This window comes from Litorisediminivivens sp. KMU-197, from assembly GCF_056858395.1.
Window position 1 is genome coordinate 145,134 of record NZ_JBXEQG010000005.1, and the last position, 17,640, is coordinate 162,773.

Consider the following 17,640-nt stretch of genomic DNA (forward strand, 5'->3'; position numbering starts at 1 on the left):
ATCGGGCCTGCCCTGTGGCGGCAAGCCGATTTCAGCCTGAAACCTTGGCCTTGGCCCGCTGGGCAAGGGTCGAGACGTCACGGTCATAGCCGACGCCCTGCACCACACGGTAGCGCGCTTCGACGAAGTTCTCGACCCCGAAACCGATGATGCCCAGCGCAATGATCCCGAGCAGGAAGCGCCCACCGGGCAGTTCGCGGATATATTCAAGCGCGCCGCCGATCCCCTTGGCCGAGGACGGGTCCGTATTGATTGCGGCAAACAGCAGAAACACACCCACGATGCCCAAGACGATGCCGTAGCTCACGAACCCCCAGCGCAGCAGCGGCTGCAGTTTGCGGGTCTTTTCATTGCTCTCGATATAGCGCTGGTACTTTTTCTGATAGCCCTTGAGCACATAGTGCACCCCGGCACCGGCAATGGCGATGGCCGCGATCCCGACGATCCACTTTCCGCCGGGCATCTGCAGCACCTTCGCCGTCCAGTTCGACGCGCCGCCGCCGCTGCCCGAGCCTCCGCCGACGCCGAGTGCCAGCGCCGCGATCCCGAGGCCGAGGGCGAAATGGATAAGGCCGGTTGCCACGAGGGCGAAACGCTTGGCCATGCCCTCTTCGTCCTCGCCGCGATTTTCGAGGTCGTAGTAGGCGGCGATGAACCGCCAGACGCCGTAGCAGATGAACCCGAGTGCCACGATCCAAAGCAGGACCTGTCCGAACGGTGCGCCACGCAGCGCCTCGATCGCGCCCTTGGTGCCTTCGGCGTCACCGCCGGTAAAGGCGGCGGACATGGTCAGACCTCCGAGAATGAGATAGACAAGACCGCGCGCCGAATAGCCGGCACGCATCATCGGCACGACCCAGTCAGGGGCTTCATGATTGGACATCGGGGTTCCTCCATCGCTCAGGGCTATGGAGGAACAGCGCGCGAAGTCCCGACTTGTTCCCTAATCCGCGACCGCGCCAGGCCGCGGCGGGCATTCCTCGCCCACCACCGTGCCGTCATAGGCCTTGTCGCCGCAGTCGTTCAGCTCATGCCAGACATAGCCCCGTCCGTCATCGCTGATCGCGACGATGCGGTCGACGCCGTAGGCCACGTTCTTCTGGCTCAGAAAGGTCAGCGCGGTTCCGGTGGCGATCTGTTCCGCGATGGCCTCGGCATCGAAGCAGTCGAACCAGTCGGGCGCGTTGCGCGGCGGCGTCGGATCGATCATCACGTAGGTCTCGGTCAACATGGCAAGGCTGTGCGTGGTGTCAAAGCAGGCCCGATAGCGGATCGGCGAGCTGTCGGCGTCGATGGCGCGGAAGTTGTCATAGAGGATCTCTTCGGGCTCTTCGGTGACGAGGTTGACCAGCCGGACGTCGTCCCGGCCCTGCGCCGGGACCTCCACGTAAAAGCCGTAGACCTGCAGGTAATAAAGCAGCGCCCCCGCGACCAAAGCCACCATGACAATCGCCCCCGCGACCAGTTTGCCGCTCACTCCGCTGCCTCCACGTAACCGCCCGCGTCGGTCTGCACGAAGGCATCGGCACAGGCCTTGGCCAGCGCCCGCACCCGGCCGATATAGGCCTGCCGTTCGGTGACAGAGATCACCCCGCGCGCGTCGAGCAGGTTGAAGATGTGGCTGGCCTTGATGCATTGGTCATAGGCAGGATGAGCCATGACGATGCGTTTGCCGGTCTTGGGGTCCTGTGCGGGCAGCGCAAGGATGCGGGCGCATTCGGCCTCGGCCTCCTCGAAGTGGCGCAGCAGCACGTCGGTATCGGCCACGTCGAAGTTCCAGCGCGAATATTCCTGCTCGGTCTGGCGGAACACGTCGCCATAGCTGAGCGGGATCGGCGCGTCGGGATCGTTGTAGGGCATGTCCATCACGTGATCGACGCCCAGCACATACATCGCCAGCCGTTCCAGCCCGTAGGTCAGTTCGCCCGAGACCGGGTGGCAGTCATGCCCGCCGACCTGTTGGAAATAGGTGAACTGGCTCACTTCCATGCCGTCGCACCAGACCTCCCAGCCCAGCCCCCATGCGCCCAGCGTCGGGCTTTCCCAGTCGTCCTCGACGAAACGGATGTCGTGCATCTCCATGTCGATGCCGATGGCTTCGAGAGAGCCGAGGTAGAGCGCCTGCAGATCGGGTGGCGAGGGTTTGATCAGCACCTGGTACTGGTAGTAGTGCTGCAGCCGGTTCGGGTTCTCGCCGTAGCGCCCGTCGGTCGGCCGGCGCGAGGGCTGCACATAGGCCGCGGCCCAGGGCTTCGTCCCCAGCGCACGCAGGGTGGTGGCGGGGTGAAAGGTGCCGGCGCCGACCTCCATGTCGTAGGGCTGCATCACGGCGCAGCCCTTGGTGGCCCAATAGGATTGCAGCCGCAGGATGATCTCCTGAAACGAGCGCGGTCTGGATTTCGTGTCGCGTGTCATGTGCTGGCCCATCTCGAACTTTGCGCCTGCTTAGGCGGATGCGTGGCAAGGGTCAATTGCGCCCCGGGAAAAGCGCTGACGAACCCGTGACAAATGCCCGGAGCCGCCTACTTTCGACGTGCAAGCCGGTTCGCAATGGGTAACACTGCGCCGGTGCAAGAGGTAGCAGCAGGCTCAGGATCGCTTTACACATGATACGTTTGATGACTTTTACGCTCTTTGCGCTGGTGATGAGCCTGCGTGCGGCCGTGGCCCAGAACGAGGACGCCTGGGTGCAGGTCGAAGCCTTGCCGACCCTTCTGGAAGCCGAAGAGCGGGTGCGGGATTACGCCGAAGTGTTTGCCAACGTGAACGGATTCACCATCGATTCCGGCTGGTACGCGATCGTGATCGGGCCTTTCTCCGAGGATGAGGCGCGTGTGCAGTTGGGCCTGATGCGCCGCAACGGACAGATACCCCGCGACAGCTTCTTGACGCGTAGCAATGCTTTCGGCCAGCAGTTCTGGCCGGTGGGCACCTCCGCCCGGACCGGCGGCGCGTCCCAGACCGACGCCGGCGAGGAGCAGCTGGCGCAGGCCGAGACGCGGCCTGCATCCGAGCCGGAGCCTGCCCCCGAACCGGAGCCTGCCCCCGAGCCGGAGCCAGAGCCGCAGGAGACCGTGCAGGAGGCCCGCCGCAGCGAGGCCCAGCTTGACAGCCGCGCAAAGAAGGACCTGCAGATCGCCCTGCAATGGGCTGGCTACTATGATGCCGCCATCGACGCGGCCTTCGGCCCCGGCACCCGCCGGTCGATGTCCGAATGGCAGGCCGCCAACGGGCATGAGGCCACCGGCGTTCTGACCACCCGCCAGCGGGCGCAGCTGCTGGCGCAGTTTAATGCCGTGCTCGAGGGCATGGGTCTGGAAGTGGTCCGCGACGAGGTTACGGGCATCGAAATGAAGCTGCCGCTCGGCGTGGTCGAGTTCGACGCGCACGAAGCGCCCTTCGCCCGCTATGATGCGAAGACCGATCTGGGGGCGCGGGTGCTGCTGATCTCGCAACGTGGCGACCAGCGGCGTCTGTTCGGGCTCTACGACATCCTGCAGACGCTCGAGGTGGTGCCGCTGGACGGCCCGCGCGACCGCCGCAATGACGGCTTCACCATCACCGGGCGCAGCGACAAGATCGTATCGCACACCGAGGTCAGCCTGCGCGGCGGCGAGATCAAGGGCTTCATGCTGATCTGGCCCCTGGGCGACGAAGACCGCCGCGCCCGCGTGCTTCAGGAGATGTCGGAAAGCTTCACCCGCATCGACGGCGTGATGCCGGCGTCGACCGGGCTTGATCAGGGGCAGTCTGTGGACCTGCTGGCCGGCCTGCAAATCCGCAAGCCCAAGCTGTCGCGCACAGGCTTCTTCGTCACCCCCGAAGGCACGGTGCTGACCACGTCCGAAGCAGTCTCGGGATGTTCCCGCGTCACCCTGGACGGGCACACCGAGGCCCGCGTTTCGGCCACCGACGACCAGCTTGGCATCGCAGTGCTGACCCCGGAAACCAGCCTCGCGCCGATGGAAGTTGCCGAGCTCGCCAGTTACTCTCCGCGCCTGCAGTCGGAAGTGGCGGTCGCCGGCTTCTCCTACGAGGGCGTTTTGGGCGCACCGTCGATGACCTTTGGCAAGCTGGTCGATCTGGAGGGCCTGAACGGAGAGCAGGCGCTCGACCGTTTCGACCTGACGACCCTGCCGGGCGATGCCGGCGGTCCGATCATGGACAGCTCGGGCGCGGTGATCGGCATGCTCCTTCCCAAGGGCGGCGACGGCCGGCAACTGCCCGGCGAGGTCAGCTTCTCGGCGGATGCGGCAGCCCTGCAGACCGCCCTGCGGCAGGCCAGTGTGTCGGCCCGCGTGGCGCGCGGTGGCACCGCGACGCTGGCTGCCGAAGATCTGACCCGCAAGGGCCGCGGCATGGCCGTTCTGGTCAGCTGCTGGGAATGACTGGATCAGGGGCGGCGCCTGCGCGTCGCCCCGCTCCCTCCGGGCTAGCCATTATGCCGGCCTGATACCTCGTCCATAACAGAACACGCGAATATTGTGGCTGCGGTCAGCGTACCTGCTGGCAGGTCATGGCGGCTGCGAAGCTGTCGCGGCTGCGATGCGGCCCCAGTGTCCTTTGCGTGATGTCCGCACCGACAAGACGCAGGGCCAGCACCTCGCGCCAGCCGGCATCGGCGACGATCATCTCCGGTCCTTCGCCGCAGTCGCGGATGCCACCGGCGATGTCTGTCTCGCCAATCCGGTGGTTGGTCACCCCGCCATGGGACGTCACTTCCGTCAGCCGGGGGCCATCCATACCGACGCGGTAGCGCCACACCCGCAAGGTCTTGGCCAGGTGCGGCCGATCGACATAGGCCAGTTCCATGGCTCCGTCCGCATCGAGATCCGCCGCCCCCAACGGTGCCAGCCAGCGGAACCGCGTTCCGATGAAGGGTGTGGCGGCCAGCCGTCGGAAGGTGCCGTCGGCAAGGCCCCAGACCGCGAGACGTGCGCCCCTGTCGGCATGGCTCTCGACCACGATGACCTCGTCCGGTGCCTGCCCGTCGAGGTCCGCAAGGCGCGGGGCCACGTCCTCGAACACCAGTTCTTCGGGCAGTTCAATGTCGAGCCGTCCGGCGGGACAGTCGTCGCCGCGGCCCAGATGGGTGATCCGCAGTCCGCCCCATTCCATCCGGTCGCCCAGTACGCCGTGCGGATAGCGCCCCGTGGGCAGGGTATAGGAGGCCTGGTCGACCACGCCGGCGCACGGCACTGCGACCTGCTCCTGCGCCGCGGCAGCCCCCGCCAGCCACAGGCCCGACGCCAGCACCGCGCCGCGTGTCAGGCCGTGCCACAGGCACGCGGTCAGACGCGGCGCCCCGGCCCGGCCGGCGATCAAATCTGCTTCTCGGGCATTTGCACCACCAGCCCGTCCAACTCGTCCGAGACCTTGAGCTGGCAGGTCAGGCGCGAGCGGTCGGGATCGGGCTCATAGGCGAAATCGAGCATATCTTCTTCCATGTCGTCCTTCGGCGGCAGCTTCTCGAGCCAGGCCGGATCGACATAGACGTGGCAGGTGGAACAGGCGCAGGCGCCGCCGCAATCGGCCTCGATGCCGGGGATGTTGTTGTCGCGCGCGCCTTCCATGACCGTCAGGCCATTGGCCACCTCGACCTCATGCTTGGTGCCGTTGTGCTCGATATAGGTGATCTTCGCCATCAGACCCCATCCTTCCGTGAATACTTGCTTCCGTCGCCCTTAAATCGATTCACCGCGATATGCCACTCCTCCCCGGTGCAACTTGCGGTGAGCAGTATATGTTCTATATTCGTTCTCATGATAGTGCTCACCTCTTCCCCGCGCTCCGGCCCCGTATCCGGACCGTCCTCCTGGCCCCGCCCGCCCTCGGCGCTGCAGGCCGCCCGGCTGGACGAACCGCCCGAGGGTGCGCGCGTCACCGTGGCCGGGCTGGTGATCCTGCGCCAGCGGCCGGGCACCGCCAAGGGTGTGATCTTCATCACGCTCGAGGACGAGACCGGGGTGGTCAACGTCATCGTCTGGCGCGCGCTCTACGAACGCTTCCGCCGCGCGGTCATCGCCGGGCGGATGCTGCGCGTCACGGGGCCGGTCCAGCGCGAGGCCGGGGTAACGCATGTAATCGCCGAAACGGTCGAGGACATCTCGGCCATGTTGGACAGTCTTCTCGATGTCACAGCGGCGCAGGAAAATCCGGCCGGGCTTTCCCGAACAGGCGAAACCCGCTAATCTCACGCCCGAACGCCCCGATCAGAGGGCCCGAGGCAGAGCAGATGAACCACCTTCCCGCGATCCGCATGCGCGGCGCCGCGACGCTTGGCGCGCTGGCGCTGGCCGTGCTTGCGGGATGCACCCATTCGCCCGCCGATCCGCCGACCCGCTTCGCCTTTACCGCGCTCGAGGCCGCGCGCATCCCAACCCCCGAAGGCGCCCCGCCCGGCAGCTGCTGGGCACGTGACGTGACACCGGCGGTGATCGAGACACGCACCGACCAGCTGGTGGTGCAGAACGCCATCCTCAACCCCGACGGCTCGCTGCTGGCGCCGGCAATCTACGCCACCGAGACCCATCAGGAAATCATCGAGCCACGTCGCGAATACACCTTCCAGACCGTTTGCGCGCATGAGATCACTCCGGATTTCGTCGCCTCGCTGCAACGCGCACTTCAGGCACGGGGGCGTTACGACGGGCCGATCACCGGCGTCATCGACGCGCCGACCGAGGCCGCCCTGCGCGCGCTTCAGGGCGAAGACGGGCTGGACACCAGCGTCCTGACCATGCGCACCGCGCGGATGCTGGGATTGGCGGCGGTGGCCCCGTATTGATGCCGCTGCCCGGCGTTTGCCCGTTAGTGCCCAAGATCATGGGCCGTCCTGCACCCGACTTGCCGCCGCCGTCCCGGACCTGATCCCATTCAACGAAAAAGGGGCGCCACACGGACGCCCCTAGTCAGGTCTATGTCACCCGGTCACTCGTCGAGACCGATTGCCACGAAGCTCGGATCGCCGGAACGGCGGACCAGCAGCAGCAGCGATTTGCGACCGGCCTCGCGCGCCATCTCGATCTGTTCCTCGAGATCGGCAATGGTCGACACCTTCTGCTGGCCGGCTTCGGTGATGACGTCCTGTGCGCGCAGGCCCTTTTCATAGGCCTCGGACGTCGGATCGACATCGGTGACCACCAGGCCTTCGGCGTTGGCCGACAGTTCCATCTGCTCGCGCAGCGCGTCGGTCATCGGCTCGACGGTCAGGCCGAGGATCTCGGCAGCTTCCGGCTCGGGCGCCTCTTCAACCGGTTGCGACGCCGGCACGGCAGAGCCTTCGGCCTCTTCGCGGCGGCCCAGCGTGACCTTCAGGGTCTGGGTCTTGCCTTCGCGGTTGACCAGAACCCGCACGGTCTTGCCGACCGAGGTGTTGCCGACCTGGCGCACCAGACCACGGGTGTCCGCAACCTTGTTGCCGTCGAACTCAATGATGACGTCGCGCGGCTTCATGCCGGCGTCCATCGCAGGACCTTCCGGCACATCGGTGACCAGCGCACCGGCGGTGCTGTCAAGGCCCATGGCCTCGGCCACGTCATCGGTAACGTCCTGAATACGCACGCCCAGCCAGCCGCGGCGGGTTTCACCGAATTCCTTGAGCTGTTCGATCACGTTGGTGACCACATTCGACGCCATCGAGAAACCGATACCAATCGAGCCGCCGGTGGGCGACAGGATCGCGGTGTTCACGCCGATCACGGCACCGTCCATGTCGAACAGCGGACCGCCCGAATTGCCGCGGTTGATGGCGGCGTCGGTCTGGATGTAGTCGTCATAGGTGCCCGACAGCGCGCGGTTGCGGGCCGAGACGATCCCGGCGGAGACCGAGAAGCCCTGTCCCAGCGGGTTGCCCATGGCCATGACCCAATCGCCGACGCGTGCGGTGTCGCTGTCGCCAAAGCTGACGAAGGGCAGCGGTTCGTCCGCCGTCACCTTGAGCAACGCGATGTCGGTCTTGGGGTCGGTGCCGATCACTTCGGCGGGCAGTTCGCCGCCGCCGAAAAACTCGATGAGAATCTCATCGGCGCCCTCGATGACGTGATTGTTGGTGACCACGAAGCCGTCTTCCGAGATCACGAAGCCGGATCCCAGCGCCGACGACCGGCGCGGGCGGTCGCCCTGACCGTTGCGGTCCTGAAACTCACGGAAGAAATCTTCAAAGGGCGAACCTTCGGGAACCATGCCCTCGGGGCCGGTGCGGCCTGCGACGGTGGTGGTGGTGGTGATGTTGACCACGGCCGGGCTGACGCTTTCCGCCAGATCGGCGAAGCTTTCGGGTGCGCCGCGCGCGGCGGCGGCCACCGCCTGCGCGAAGATGAACATGACCGAAATCGCGGTCATCCACATCAGCCGAAGCCGGGCCGGATCGATCATCCGGTCAGAACTGGTTACTGCTGTCGATTGGGGTCTCAAATCGAACTCCTCCTGTTTGTCCCGCTGTTTCGGCGGGCTGCCTAACTGTCACCAATCTAGGTACTCAAAAGCCACAGGCAAAGGAACTCTCGCGCCTTCAAGCCGATGTGATTGGATTGTGAGAAGTGTAACACCTTTGCGAAGGTTCGTCGTGCGGCGCGCGACACCGCGTCTCGTTGTTAACCGCAGGCTCCCCAATCAACTCCAGCGCGTATCACCGGCCGGGTCCGGCCGGATCACGCGCCCAATGCCTTGGCGATCCAGACCAGCAGGACACCCGCCGCCAGCCCGGCCAGCCCGAGGTTGCGGCGCTGCGCCTCGGACAGGGTGCGCAGGGCGGCGAGCAGTTGCTCGACAAGCGAAGGGGCCAGCGCATAGGCCAGCCCCTCCACGATCAATACCAGCCCGAGGGCCAGAAAGGCTGTCGCGATCATTGCGACGGCGCCGCCTCTTCCGGAGCCTCGTCCGCCGGGACGGTTTCCACCGGCACGGTGATGGTCGGCTCATCCTCGGGGGTGTCCGCCGCCTCTTCCCCGGATTGCGCGTCGGTCGCCGCAGCTTCGGCTGCCGCCGCGCGGTCGGCGATACCCTGGGCCGCACGTCCCTGCCCCACGCTGCCGCCGGTGTCGGACTTCAGGTAGGTGAAGAAATCACCCTCGGGCGACAGGACCATGGTCGAGTTGCCCTCTTGCAGCGCACGTTGATAGGCGGTCAGCGAACGATAGAACTCGAAGAATTCGGGGTCCGCGCCGAACGCCTGGGCAAAGATGCCGTTGCGCCGCGCGTCGGCCTCACCACGGATGATCTCGGCCTGGCGCCGCGCGTCCGATGTCAGTTCGACCACGGTCCGGTCGGCCTGGGCGCGCACCCTTTGTGCCGCCTCGTTACCGCGCGCACGTTCGTCGGTGGCTTCGCGTTCCCGTTCGGCCCGCATCCGTTCGAACGTCGCATCCAGGTTTTCCGCCGGCAGGTCGGTGCGCTTCAGGCGCACGTCAAGCAGATCGAGACCCAGTTCCGACGCATCGCCGAGCGCCCCGTTGCGGATGCGCAGCATCAGCGCCGCCCGGTCCGACGACAGGATGTCATTTGACGACACCGAGCCGAGGATCTCACGCGTTTGCGACCGCAGGATCGAATCAAGCCGCCGTCCGGCCACCTCGATCGCCTGATCGCCCGCCGCACCGGTGGCTTCCCGGAAGCGGTTCACGTCCGAGATCCGGTAGCGCGCGAAGGCGTCGACCACGAGACGACGGTCGTCCAGCGGGGTGACCTCCAGCGGGTCGACGTCGCGCGACAGGATGCGGTCGTCATAGCGCACCACATCCTGGATCAGCGGGATCTTGAAATTCAGACCGGGCTCGTCCTTGACCGCGACGACACGTCCGAATTGCAGCACCAGCGCCTTCTCACGCTCGTCCACGATGAACACCGCCGAAAGCGCGACCGCGATGGCGATCACCACGACGGGCAATAAATAGGTGGTTTTCCGCATCAGTTGGACCCCTCACCGGTGTTTGTATTGCTGTTGCGGCGCAACTCGTTGAGCGGAAGGTAAGGCACGACACCCTGTCCACCCGCGCCACTTTCATCAAGGATGATCTTGTCGACGCGGCCCAGGACTTCCTCCATGGTTTCGAGATAAAGCCTCCGGCGCGTCACCTCGGGCGCCTTCTGGTATTCGCCCAGAACCGCGCTGAAGCGGCTGGCCTCACCTTCGGCTTCGTTGACGACCTGCGCGCGGTAGCCTTCGGCCTGCTCCAGAAGCTGTGCGGCTTCACCACGGGCTTCGGCGAGAACGCGGTTGGCATAGGCGTCGGCGACGTTCTGCAGACGGTCACGCTCCTGCTCGGCGGCCTGCACGTCGCGGAAGGCGGCGATCACGGGCGCCGGCGGGTCGGCCTTGTCAAAGTTCACGCGGACGATGTTCACACCCGAATCGTAGCTGTCGAGCGTCGACTGGATCAGGTCCTGCAGGCGAGAGGCGATGATGCCCCGGTCGCGGTTGAGGATCGGCGCGAGGTCGGATTGCGCGATGATCTCGCGCATGGCCGATTCAGACACGGCGCGGATCGTCGGCTGCGGTTCGCGCAGGTTGAACAGATAGGCCTGCGGATCGTTGATGTTCCACACCACCTGAAAGTCGATGTCGACGATGTTCTCGTCGCCGGTCAGCATAAGACCGGCGTCGCTGCCGCGCCCGCCAACGCCAATATCCTCGGTCTGTTCGCGGGTCACCTGGATCACCTCGGCCGTGACGAAGGGCCAGGGCGCGAAGTTGAGGCCCGGCTCGCCGGTGCTGTAGTAATCGCCGAGGAACAGCTCGACCGACTTCTCTTCCGGTTTCACCGTATAGAAGCTGGCCATCGCCCAGAGCACCAGAACCACGAGGATACCGATCCCCACGGTGCCACGGGTCAGCATCGGGCCGTTTCCACGCCCGCCGCCGCCAGAGCCGCCCCGGCCCGTGCCGCCGCGCCCGCCCATAAGCACGCGCAGTTGCTCCTGACCCTTTTTCATCAACTCGTCGATCTCGGGGATTTGGTTGCCGTCATCGGGCCTGCGCCCGCCGCCGTTGTTGCCACCGGAGCCCCGGCCACCGCCGCCCCCGCCGCCAGAGCCGCCGCCCCAGGGTCCGCCAGAATTGCCTGCCATTGTTGCTCTTCCCTTCACATCCATCCTGCGCCTACCCTCAAGGTCGGGGGGCGGGCGCGTGTTTTCAACCTTTGCGCACCGGGGTACGCATGGTCACCAGTTCCTCGGACATCGTGGGGTGCACCGCCACGACGTTGTCGAAATCTTCCTTTGTGGCGCCCATCTTCACGGCAATCCCCGCCAACTGGATCATCTCGCCGGCCTGCGGTGCCACGATGTGACAACCCAGCACCTTGCGGGTTTCCTGACTGACCACAAGCTTCATCATCACCCGGCTGGAGCGCCCGATAAAGGCCGTCTGCATCGCCTTGAACGACGTGCAGTAAACCTCGATCGGCTCGCTTTCGCGCGCGGCCTCTTCGCTGAGACCCACGGTGCCCATTTCGGGCTGCGTGAAGATCGCAGAAGGGATATTGACGTGATCCACCGGCGTCGGGTTGCCCTTGAACACCGTCTCGACGAAGGCCATCCCCTCGCGGATCGCGACCGGGGTCAGGTTGACCCGGCTGGTCACGTCGCCGATGGCATAGATTGAGGGCACCGCCGTCTGGCTGTATTCATCCACCTCGATGGCGCCGTGACGGTTGAGCTTGACCCCCAGATCCTCCAGCCCCAAATCCCGGCTGTTGGGCGCGCGACCGGTGGCGAACATGACCTGGTCGAAGACATGCTCGGTGCCGTTCGAGGCCTTCACCCAGATACCGCCATCCTGTTTATTCATCTCCAGCACATTGGTGCCCAGATGCACATCGACCCCGTTCTGGATCATCTCTTCCGACACCAGTCCGCGCGCCTCGCCGTCAAAGCCGCGCAGGATCTGCTCTCCGCGGTAGAACTGGGTCACGTTGACCCCAAGACCGTTGAGGATGCAGGCGAATTCGCAGGCAATATAGCCGCCGCCAACGATCAGGATGCTTTTCGGCAAGGCATCCAGATGGAAGATCTCGTTCGAGGTGATGCCCAGCTCGGAACCGGGGATCTCGGGCAGCACCGGCCATCCGCCGGTGGCAACGAGGATATGCTTCGCGGTCTTCTTCTCGCCGGTCGCAAGTTCGACGGTATGGGCGTCTGCCACACGGGCGCGGGCGTCGAAGGTTTCGACACCATTGTTCTTGAGGATGTTGCGGTAGACCCCTTCCAGACGGTCCAGTTCGCCCTCAAGCCGGGTGCGGAAGGACGGCCAGTCAAATCCGCCGGCCATCATCTTCCAGCCGTAATCCTTGGCCTCCTCGGCCAGAACGCCATAGGTCGAGGCAAACACCATCAGCTTCTTGGGCACGCAACCACGCTGCACGCAGGTTCCGCCATAGCGGTCTTCCTCGGCCAGTGCCACCTTGGCGCCAGCCTCGCCAGCCGCGATACGCGCGGCCCTTACGCCACCCGAGCCGCCGCCGATGACAAACAGATCGTAGTCAAATTCCATACTGAAGCAAAAACCCTATTCGCGTTTCCAGTCGCCCAGGTCGGCGAACATGTTGTCGTTCTCGACGAAATCCAGCTGGTCGCGCTCGGTCTCGCCGGTGTTGATGTCGCTGAGTTCGATGCGGCCGTCGCCGAAGCCCACGATCACCGTGTCGCAGATATCCACGAACAGCCCGTTTTCAACCACGCCGGGGATCTGGTTGAGCACCAGCGACAGCTGCCGCGGATCACCGATCCGGCCAAGATGCAGGTCGAGGATGTGGTTGCCCTCATCCGTGACATAGGGCGCATCGCCGGTCATCCGCAGCGTGGAGTCGCGGCCCATGACATCCATCGACACAAGCATTTCCTCGATCAGCGCCTGCGTGGTCGGCCAGCCGAAGGGGATCACTTCCACCGGCAGGGGGAAGGCGCCCAGATGCTCGACCCGTTTGGCCGCATCGGCGATCACCACCATCTGGTCGCTGGCGGTGGCCACGATCTTTTCCTGCAAAAGTGCCCCGCCGCCGCCCTTGATCAGGTTGAAGTCGCCATCGAACTCGTCGGCGCCGTCGATGGTCACGTCCAGCCAGCGGGCCTCGTCGAGGCTGATGACAGTGATGCCAACCTCGCGGGCCAGTTCCGCCGTGCGGGTGGACGTCGGCACGCCGCGAAACCGCAGCCCCTCATCACGCACCCGTTCGCCCAGGCAGCGCACCAGCCAGGCAGCGGTCGATCCTGTGCCGAGACCCACGCGCATTCCATCCTCGACGAAATCGGCGGCGCGTTTGGCGGCGACGAACTTGGCCTTGTCGATCGGCGACAATTCTCCTGACATGTGTGCGACTCCTTAAACCTGCGCGAAGTTATAGGTAAACGTCCGGAAGGTTGCGAGACCGATTTGCCAACAGGTGCCGCGGTTTTTACCCTGATTTCCGGCAGATCGCCGCGCCAGGGTCCGAAACGCGGGCCAAGGCGTCGCTTTGAGGTCTGTCACACCACCTGTCCGTTGCTATCACTCCGCGCAAACGCAAGTAGAGGCTCTGTCCATGTTCCTGTCCGTTTTCGAGATGTTCAAGATCGGCATCGGCCCGTCATCATCCCACACCATGGGACCGATGGTGGCCGCCGCGCGTTTCCTCGACTCCATGCGTGCCTCGCCGTTTGAATTCAACGGCTTGCAGGCCTCGCTGCACGGATCGCTGGCCTTCACCGGCGTCGGCCACGCGACCGACCGGGCAACGATCCTCGGGCTGGCGGGCTTCACCCCCGAAAGCTATGACGCCGACAAGGCCGAGGCCGAGATGGCCCGCATCAAGGCCGAGCGCACGATCAGCCCCGAGGGTCTGGGCACGCTGACCTTCAATCCCGAGACCGATCTGGTATTCGATTTCGGCCCGAACCTGCCTGGTCATTCCAATGGCATGATCCTGAAAGCCACCGACGCGCAGGGCGATGTTATCTTGCAGGAGACCTATTACTCGATCGGCGGCGGCTTCGTCCGCACCGAGGCCGAGCTGGCCGAGGGCAAGGACCGAGACGATGGGCCGCCGGTGCCATACCCCTTCAAGAGCGCCGCGGAAATGATTGAAATGGCACACGATTCCGGCAAGTCCATCGCCGAGATGAAGCGCGCCAACGAGGTGTCGCGCGGGGGGCATGACAAGCTGGAAAAGGGTCTCGACCGCATCTGGCAGGTGATGAACGACTGCATCGACCGCGGCCTCGAGAACGATGGCATCCTGCCCGGCGGGTTGAACGTGCGCCGCCGCGCGCGCAACATCCACGCGGCGCTGCTGGCCGAGCGCGGCATGAACCTTTCGCCGCCGCACACCATCAACGACTGGATGTCGACCTACGCCATGGCGGTCAACGAGGAGAACGCCGCCGGCAACCAGGTGGTGACCGCGCCCACCAACGGTGCCGCCGGGGTTGTGCCCGCGGTGATCCGCTATTGGCTCGATCATGTGCCGGGCGCCAGCCGCGCCGGGGTGTCGGAGTTCCTGTTGACCGCCGCCGCCATCGGCGGGCTGGTCAAGTTCAACGCGTCGATCTCGGGGGCCGAGGCAGGCTGTCAGGCCGAGGTCGGTTCCGCCTCGGCCATGGCCGCTGCCGGGCTTTGTGCCGTGATGAAGGGTACGCCGGAACAGATTGAGAATGCGGCCGAAATCGCCCTGGAGCATCACCTCGGCATGACCTGCGACCCGGTCAAGGGGCTGGTCCAGGTGCCCTGCATCGAGCGCAACGGTCTGGGCGCGATCAAGGCGATCTCGGCGGCCTCGCTGGCGTTGCGCGGGGACGGTGTGCACCTGGTGCCCTTGGACGCGGTGATCGAGACCATGCGCCAGACCGGGGCCGACATGCACGAGAAGTACAAGGAAACCTCGCTCGGCGGGCTGGCGGTGAACGTGCCGAACTGCTGACCGGCGACGGGTTTCGCCGTGCTGTCGCACGTCGACCGGCCGGGGGGCTTTGCCCCCCGGACCCCCCAGAGTTTTCGGGCAAGATGAAGACCAAGAGCCGCGCTGCCCTTCATCTTGCCGCATAAACTCCGGGGGTGAGGCCGCAGGCCGAGGGGGCAGCGCCCCCTTCCGCACCGTCGGGCTTGGACGACCGGGGCATCGTGATCGCCTCAGCCCGCCAGGTCCGGAACCATGCCGCCGATCCTGTGCCTGCACCGCTCGGCCATGAACTCCACGAACCGCCGGATCTTGGGATCCTGCAACCGCCGGTGTGGATAGAGACAGCCGAAGATTGCCGGCTGCGGCGGGGTCTCCGGCAGCACCTCGACCAGCGACCCGTCGCGCAATTGCCGGTCCACCACGAAGCGCGCGATATTGGCGATCCCCCGCCCCGCCACCGCCCAGTCGATCAGCACATCGCCCGAGTCGGCATCGAACTTGCCGGAAACCTCCAGCTTGCGCGGACCGTCCGGCGTCTGGAGCATCCAGAAATACTCGGGCGAGCGTGGATAGCGCAGCAGCAGGCAGTTGTGCCGCATCAGGTCGTCGGGCTGCGTAGGAACTCCCGCCGCCTCAAGGTAGGATGGCGCGGCGCAGAGCACCCGGTCGCACTCGGCGATCTTGCGCAGCGTGAGGTCGGATTCCTTCGGGATCCCGAGGAAGAAAGCCACGTCCAGCCGTTCGCCCAGAATGTCCACGGTGCGGTCCGACAGCCGCATCTGCACCGAGGTCTCTGGGTAGGCCTGGGTGAATTCCGGCACCAGCGGGGCCACGATCCTGCGGCCGATGCCAAGCGGGGCCGTCACCCGGATCACGCCGCGGGGCGTGTCCGAGAAATTTGCCACCACCGCCTCGGCTTCGTCGACCGAGGCCAGCACGCGGCGGGCGTGGTCATAGAACACGCGGCCCACCTCGGTCGGTGTCAGCGACCGCGTGGTGCGGTTGAAGAGCCGCACGCCGAGGTGCTTCTCCAGTTCCTTGATCCGCTTCGAGGCCACCGCCGGCGTCAGCCGCAGATCGCGGCCGCCGCTAGTGATGGAGCCAAGGTCCACCACCCGGACGAAGACGCGGAGACTGTCGATATAGGGCATGGGCAGGACACTCTTGCTGACGACGGCACTATGCGCGCTGACATCATCATTTTCAACGATCTGTATAAAGTATTTGCCGAATGCAGCCGTATTTGTTGAACGCCGATTCTGTCATCCTCTGCCCGAGACGCGAAACACCCTGCGGGAGGAGCATGATGCAACAGCGTGACCATATCCGATTTCTGCTGAACGGCGCGCCGGTCGAGGTGGCCGAGGTTGCGGCCTCGCAGACGCTGCTGGACTTCCTGCGGCTGAACCGCCGGCTGACCGGCACCAAGGAAGGTTGCGCCGAGGGTGATTGCGGTGCCTGTACCGTGTTGGTGGGCCGTCTTGCGGGCGGTACGCTGCGGTACGAGGCGGTCAACGCCTGCATTCGGTTTCTGGCCACGCTGGACGGCTGTCACGTTGTCACCGTCGAACACCTGCGCGGCCCCGATGGCGGGTTGCACCCGGTGCAGCAGGCCATGGTCGACTTCCACGGTTCGCAATGCGGGTTCTGCACGCCGGGCTTCATCATGTCGCTCTATGCGCTCTGGATGGAAACGCCCGAGCCTTCGCCCGCCGAGGTCGAGACCGCCATTCAGGGCAACCTCTGCCGCTGCACCGGGTATGAGCCGATCATCCGTGCCGCCGTGGCCGTCAGCCGCTATGGCACACCCAGCGCAGATCTCCTGACCGCCGAGCGCGACCAGGTGACCGAGGCGCTGACAGCGTTTCAGGATGGCGCCCGCACCGTCACCGGGCCCGCGGACAACCGCGCCATCCTGCCCGCCGACGTGGACGATTTCGCCGCCGTCTATGCCGAGAACCCCGGCGCCACCATCGTCGCCGGGGCCACCGACGTGGGGCTCTGGGTGACCAAGTTCCTCAAGCCCATCGGCCCGGCCATCTTCATCGGGCATCTGGACGGGCTGAAGGCAATCACGGTCGACGATGGCGTCATCCGCGTGGGTGCCGGTGTCAGCTATTCCGACTTCGGCCCCGTGGTGGCCGAGCATTTCCCGCATCTGGCCGAGTACTGGGATCGCATTGCCGGCTGGCAGGTGCGCAACATGGGGACCATCGGCGGGAATATCGCCAACGGCTCGCCCATCGGGGACACGCCCCCGGTGCTGATCGCCATGGGCGCCGAGGTGGTGCTGCGCCATGGGCAGGCCCGCCGCACCCTGCCGCTGGAGGATTTCTTCATCGACTACGGCAAGCAGGACCGCACCCCCGGCGAGTTTGTCGAGGAAATCCGCGTGCCGCTTGCGCAGGCAGGCGCGCACCATGCCGCCTACAAGATCTCGAAGCGCCGGGATGAGGACATTTCCTCGGTCGCCGCAGGCTTCCGCGTCACCGTGACCAGGGGCACCATCACAGAGGCCCGTCTTGCCTTTGGCGGCATGGCCGCCACCCCCAAACGCGCGGCGCAGGCCGAGGCGGCGCTGGTGGGCCAGCCCTGGTCCGAAGCCGCTTTCGAGGCCGCGGCAAGGGCGCTCTCGGAGGATTTCACACCGCTCACCGATTGGCGCGCCAGCGCGGAATACCGGGCGCTCTCAGCCGCCAATCTGCTGCGCCGGTTCTGGCATGAGCAATCCGGCACGTCGCCGGTCCGGCTGGCCGTGGCGTAAGGGAGA

Annotated in this window: 17 protein-coding genes; 5 read left to right on the forward strand and 12 right to left on the reverse strand. The window is 65.6% G+C overall.

Going from position 1 to position 17,640, the window contains the following annotated elements; all coding sequences use genetic code 11:
• Window positions 1-31 precede the first annotated feature (31 nt).
• From AC04PT_RS12990 to AC04PT_RS13000, 3 genes are read right to left on the reverse strand one after another with little or no spacing between them, the layout of a single operon-like run.
• Complete coding sequence (locus AC04PT_RS12990) at window positions 32-883, reverse strand: DUF1206 domain-containing protein (RefSeq protein WP_482874125.1); 852 nt, start codon at window positions 881-883, stop codon at window positions 32-34.
• A gap of 60 nt (window positions 884-943) precedes the next feature.
• Window positions 944-1,477, reverse strand: a complete 534-nt coding sequence (locus tag AC04PT_RS12995) for a DUF6446 family protein (RefSeq protein ID WP_482874126.1) — start codon at window positions 1,475-1,477, stop codon at window positions 944-946.
• Window positions 1,474-2,415, reverse strand: coding sequence for a glycine--tRNA ligase subunit alpha (locus AC04PT_RS13000; RefSeq protein WP_482874127.1), 942 nt, complete (start codon window positions 2,413-2,415; stop codon window positions 1,474-1,476). Before AC04PT_RS13000 ends, AC04PT_RS12995 begins: the two co-directional genes overlap by 4 nt.
• 203 nt (window positions 2,416-2,618) lie before the next feature.
• Between AC04PT_RS13000 and AC04PT_RS13005 the strand changes: the two genes are divergently transcribed.
• The gene (locus tag AC04PT_RS13005; RefSeq protein WP_482874128.1) at window positions 2,619-4,388 is read left to right on the forward strand and encodes a serine protease; all 1,770 of its coding nucleotides are present in this window, start codon (window positions 2,619-2,621) and stop codon (window positions 4,386-4,388) included.
• A gap of 106 nt (window positions 4,389-4,494) precedes the next feature.
• Here the strand turns inward: AC04PT_RS13005 and AC04PT_RS13010 are convergent, their stop codons facing one another.
• The gene (locus AC04PT_RS13010) at window positions 4,495-5,325 is read right to left on the reverse strand and encodes a VCBS repeat-containing protein (protein ID WP_482874129.1); all 831 of its coding nucleotides are present in this window, start codon (window positions 5,323-5,325) and stop codon (window positions 4,495-4,497) included.
• Window positions 5,322-5,645, reverse strand: coding sequence for a 2Fe-2S iron-sulfur cluster-binding protein (locus AC04PT_RS13015; protein WP_482874130.1), 324 nt, complete (start codon window positions 5,643-5,645; stop codon window positions 5,322-5,324). The genes AC04PT_RS13010 and AC04PT_RS13015 overlap by 4 nt, the downstream gene beginning before the upstream one ends.
• Before the next feature lie 117 nt (window positions 5,646-5,762).
• Here AC04PT_RS13015 and AC04PT_RS13020 point away from each other — a divergent pair, with 117 nt between their 5' ends.
• Both AC04PT_RS13020 and AC04PT_RS13025 read left to right on the forward strand, forming a co-directional pair.
• Entirely contained in the window at window positions 5,763-6,191 is a 429-nt protein-coding gene (locus tag AC04PT_RS13020) for an OB-fold nucleic acid binding domain-containing protein (RefSeq protein ID WP_482874131.1), read from the forward strand.
• Between the two features lie 44 nt (window positions 6,192-6,235).
• Window positions 6,236-6,787, forward strand: coding sequence for a peptidoglycan-binding domain-containing protein (locus AC04PT_RS13025; RefSeq protein ID WP_482874132.1), 552 nt, complete (start codon window positions 6,236-6,238; stop codon window positions 6,785-6,787).
• 143 nt (window positions 6,788-6,930) lie between these two features.
• On the opposite strand, the gene AC04PT_RS13030 is transcribed toward AC04PT_RS13025, so the two are convergent.
• The 6 genes from AC04PT_RS13030 to rpiA form a co-directional block, all read right to left on the reverse strand.
• Complete coding sequence (locus tag AC04PT_RS13030; RefSeq protein ID WP_482874133.1) at window positions 6,931-8,376, reverse strand: Do family serine endopeptidase; 1,446 nt, start codon at window positions 8,374-8,376, stop codon at window positions 6,931-6,933.
• 275 nt (window positions 8,377-8,651) lie between these two features.
• Window positions 8,652-8,849: a DUF2065 domain-containing protein gene (locus AC04PT_RS13035; RefSeq protein ID WP_482874134.1), complete on the reverse strand. Its 198-nt coding sequence runs from the start codon at window positions 8,847-8,849 to the stop codon at window positions 8,652-8,654.
• On the reverse strand, window positions 8,846-9,907 hold the full coding sequence (hflC, locus tag AC04PT_RS13040) for a protease modulator HflC (protein WP_482874135.1): 1,062 nt from the start codon (window positions 9,905-9,907) through the stop codon (window positions 8,846-8,848). Before hflC ends, AC04PT_RS13035 begins: the two co-directional genes overlap by 4 nt.
• The gene (gene hflK / locus AC04PT_RS13045; RefSeq protein ID WP_482874136.1) at window positions 9,907-11,067 is read right to left on the reverse strand and encodes an FtsH protease activity modulator HflK; all 1,161 of its coding nucleotides are present in this window, start codon (window positions 11,065-11,067) and stop codon (window positions 9,907-9,909) included. The genes hflC and hflK overlap by 1 nt, the downstream gene beginning before the upstream one ends.
• 64 nt (window positions 11,068-11,131) lie before the next feature.
• Window positions 11,132-12,490 (reverse strand): glutathione-disulfide reductase, encoded by a 1,359-nt coding sequence (gene gor / locus AC04PT_RS13050; protein WP_482874137.1) that lies wholly within the window; start codon window positions 12,488-12,490, stop codon window positions 11,132-11,134.
• A 15-nt stretch (window positions 12,491-12,505) separates the two neighbouring features.
• Window positions 12,506-13,306 (reverse strand): ribose-5-phosphate isomerase RpiA, encoded by an 801-nt coding sequence (gene rpiA, locus AC04PT_RS13055; RefSeq protein WP_482874138.1) that lies wholly within the window; start codon window positions 13,304-13,306, stop codon window positions 12,506-12,508.
• Between the two features lie 211 nt (window positions 13,307-13,517).
• On the opposite strand from rpiA, the gene AC04PT_RS13060 reads away from it, so the two are divergent.
• Complete coding sequence (locus AC04PT_RS13060) at window positions 13,518-14,891, forward strand: L-serine ammonia-lyase (RefSeq protein ID WP_482874139.1); 1,374 nt, start codon at window positions 13,518-13,520, stop codon at window positions 14,889-14,891.
• A 209-nt stretch (window positions 14,892-15,100) separates the two neighbouring features.
• Here the strand turns inward: AC04PT_RS13060 and AC04PT_RS13065 are convergent, their stop codons facing one another.
• Entirely contained in the window at window positions 15,101-16,021 is a 921-nt protein-coding gene (locus tag AC04PT_RS13065) for a LysR family transcriptional regulator (protein WP_482874140.1), read from the reverse strand.
• Window positions 16,022-16,176: 155 nt separating this feature from the next.
• Between AC04PT_RS13065 and xdhA the strand changes: the two genes are divergently transcribed.
• On the forward strand, window positions 16,177-17,634 hold the full coding sequence (gene xdhA, locus AC04PT_RS13070) for a xanthine dehydrogenase small subunit (protein ID WP_482874141.1): 1,458 nt from the start codon (window positions 16,177-16,179) through the stop codon (window positions 17,632-17,634).
• Window positions 17,635-17,640: the final 6 nt, after the last annotated feature.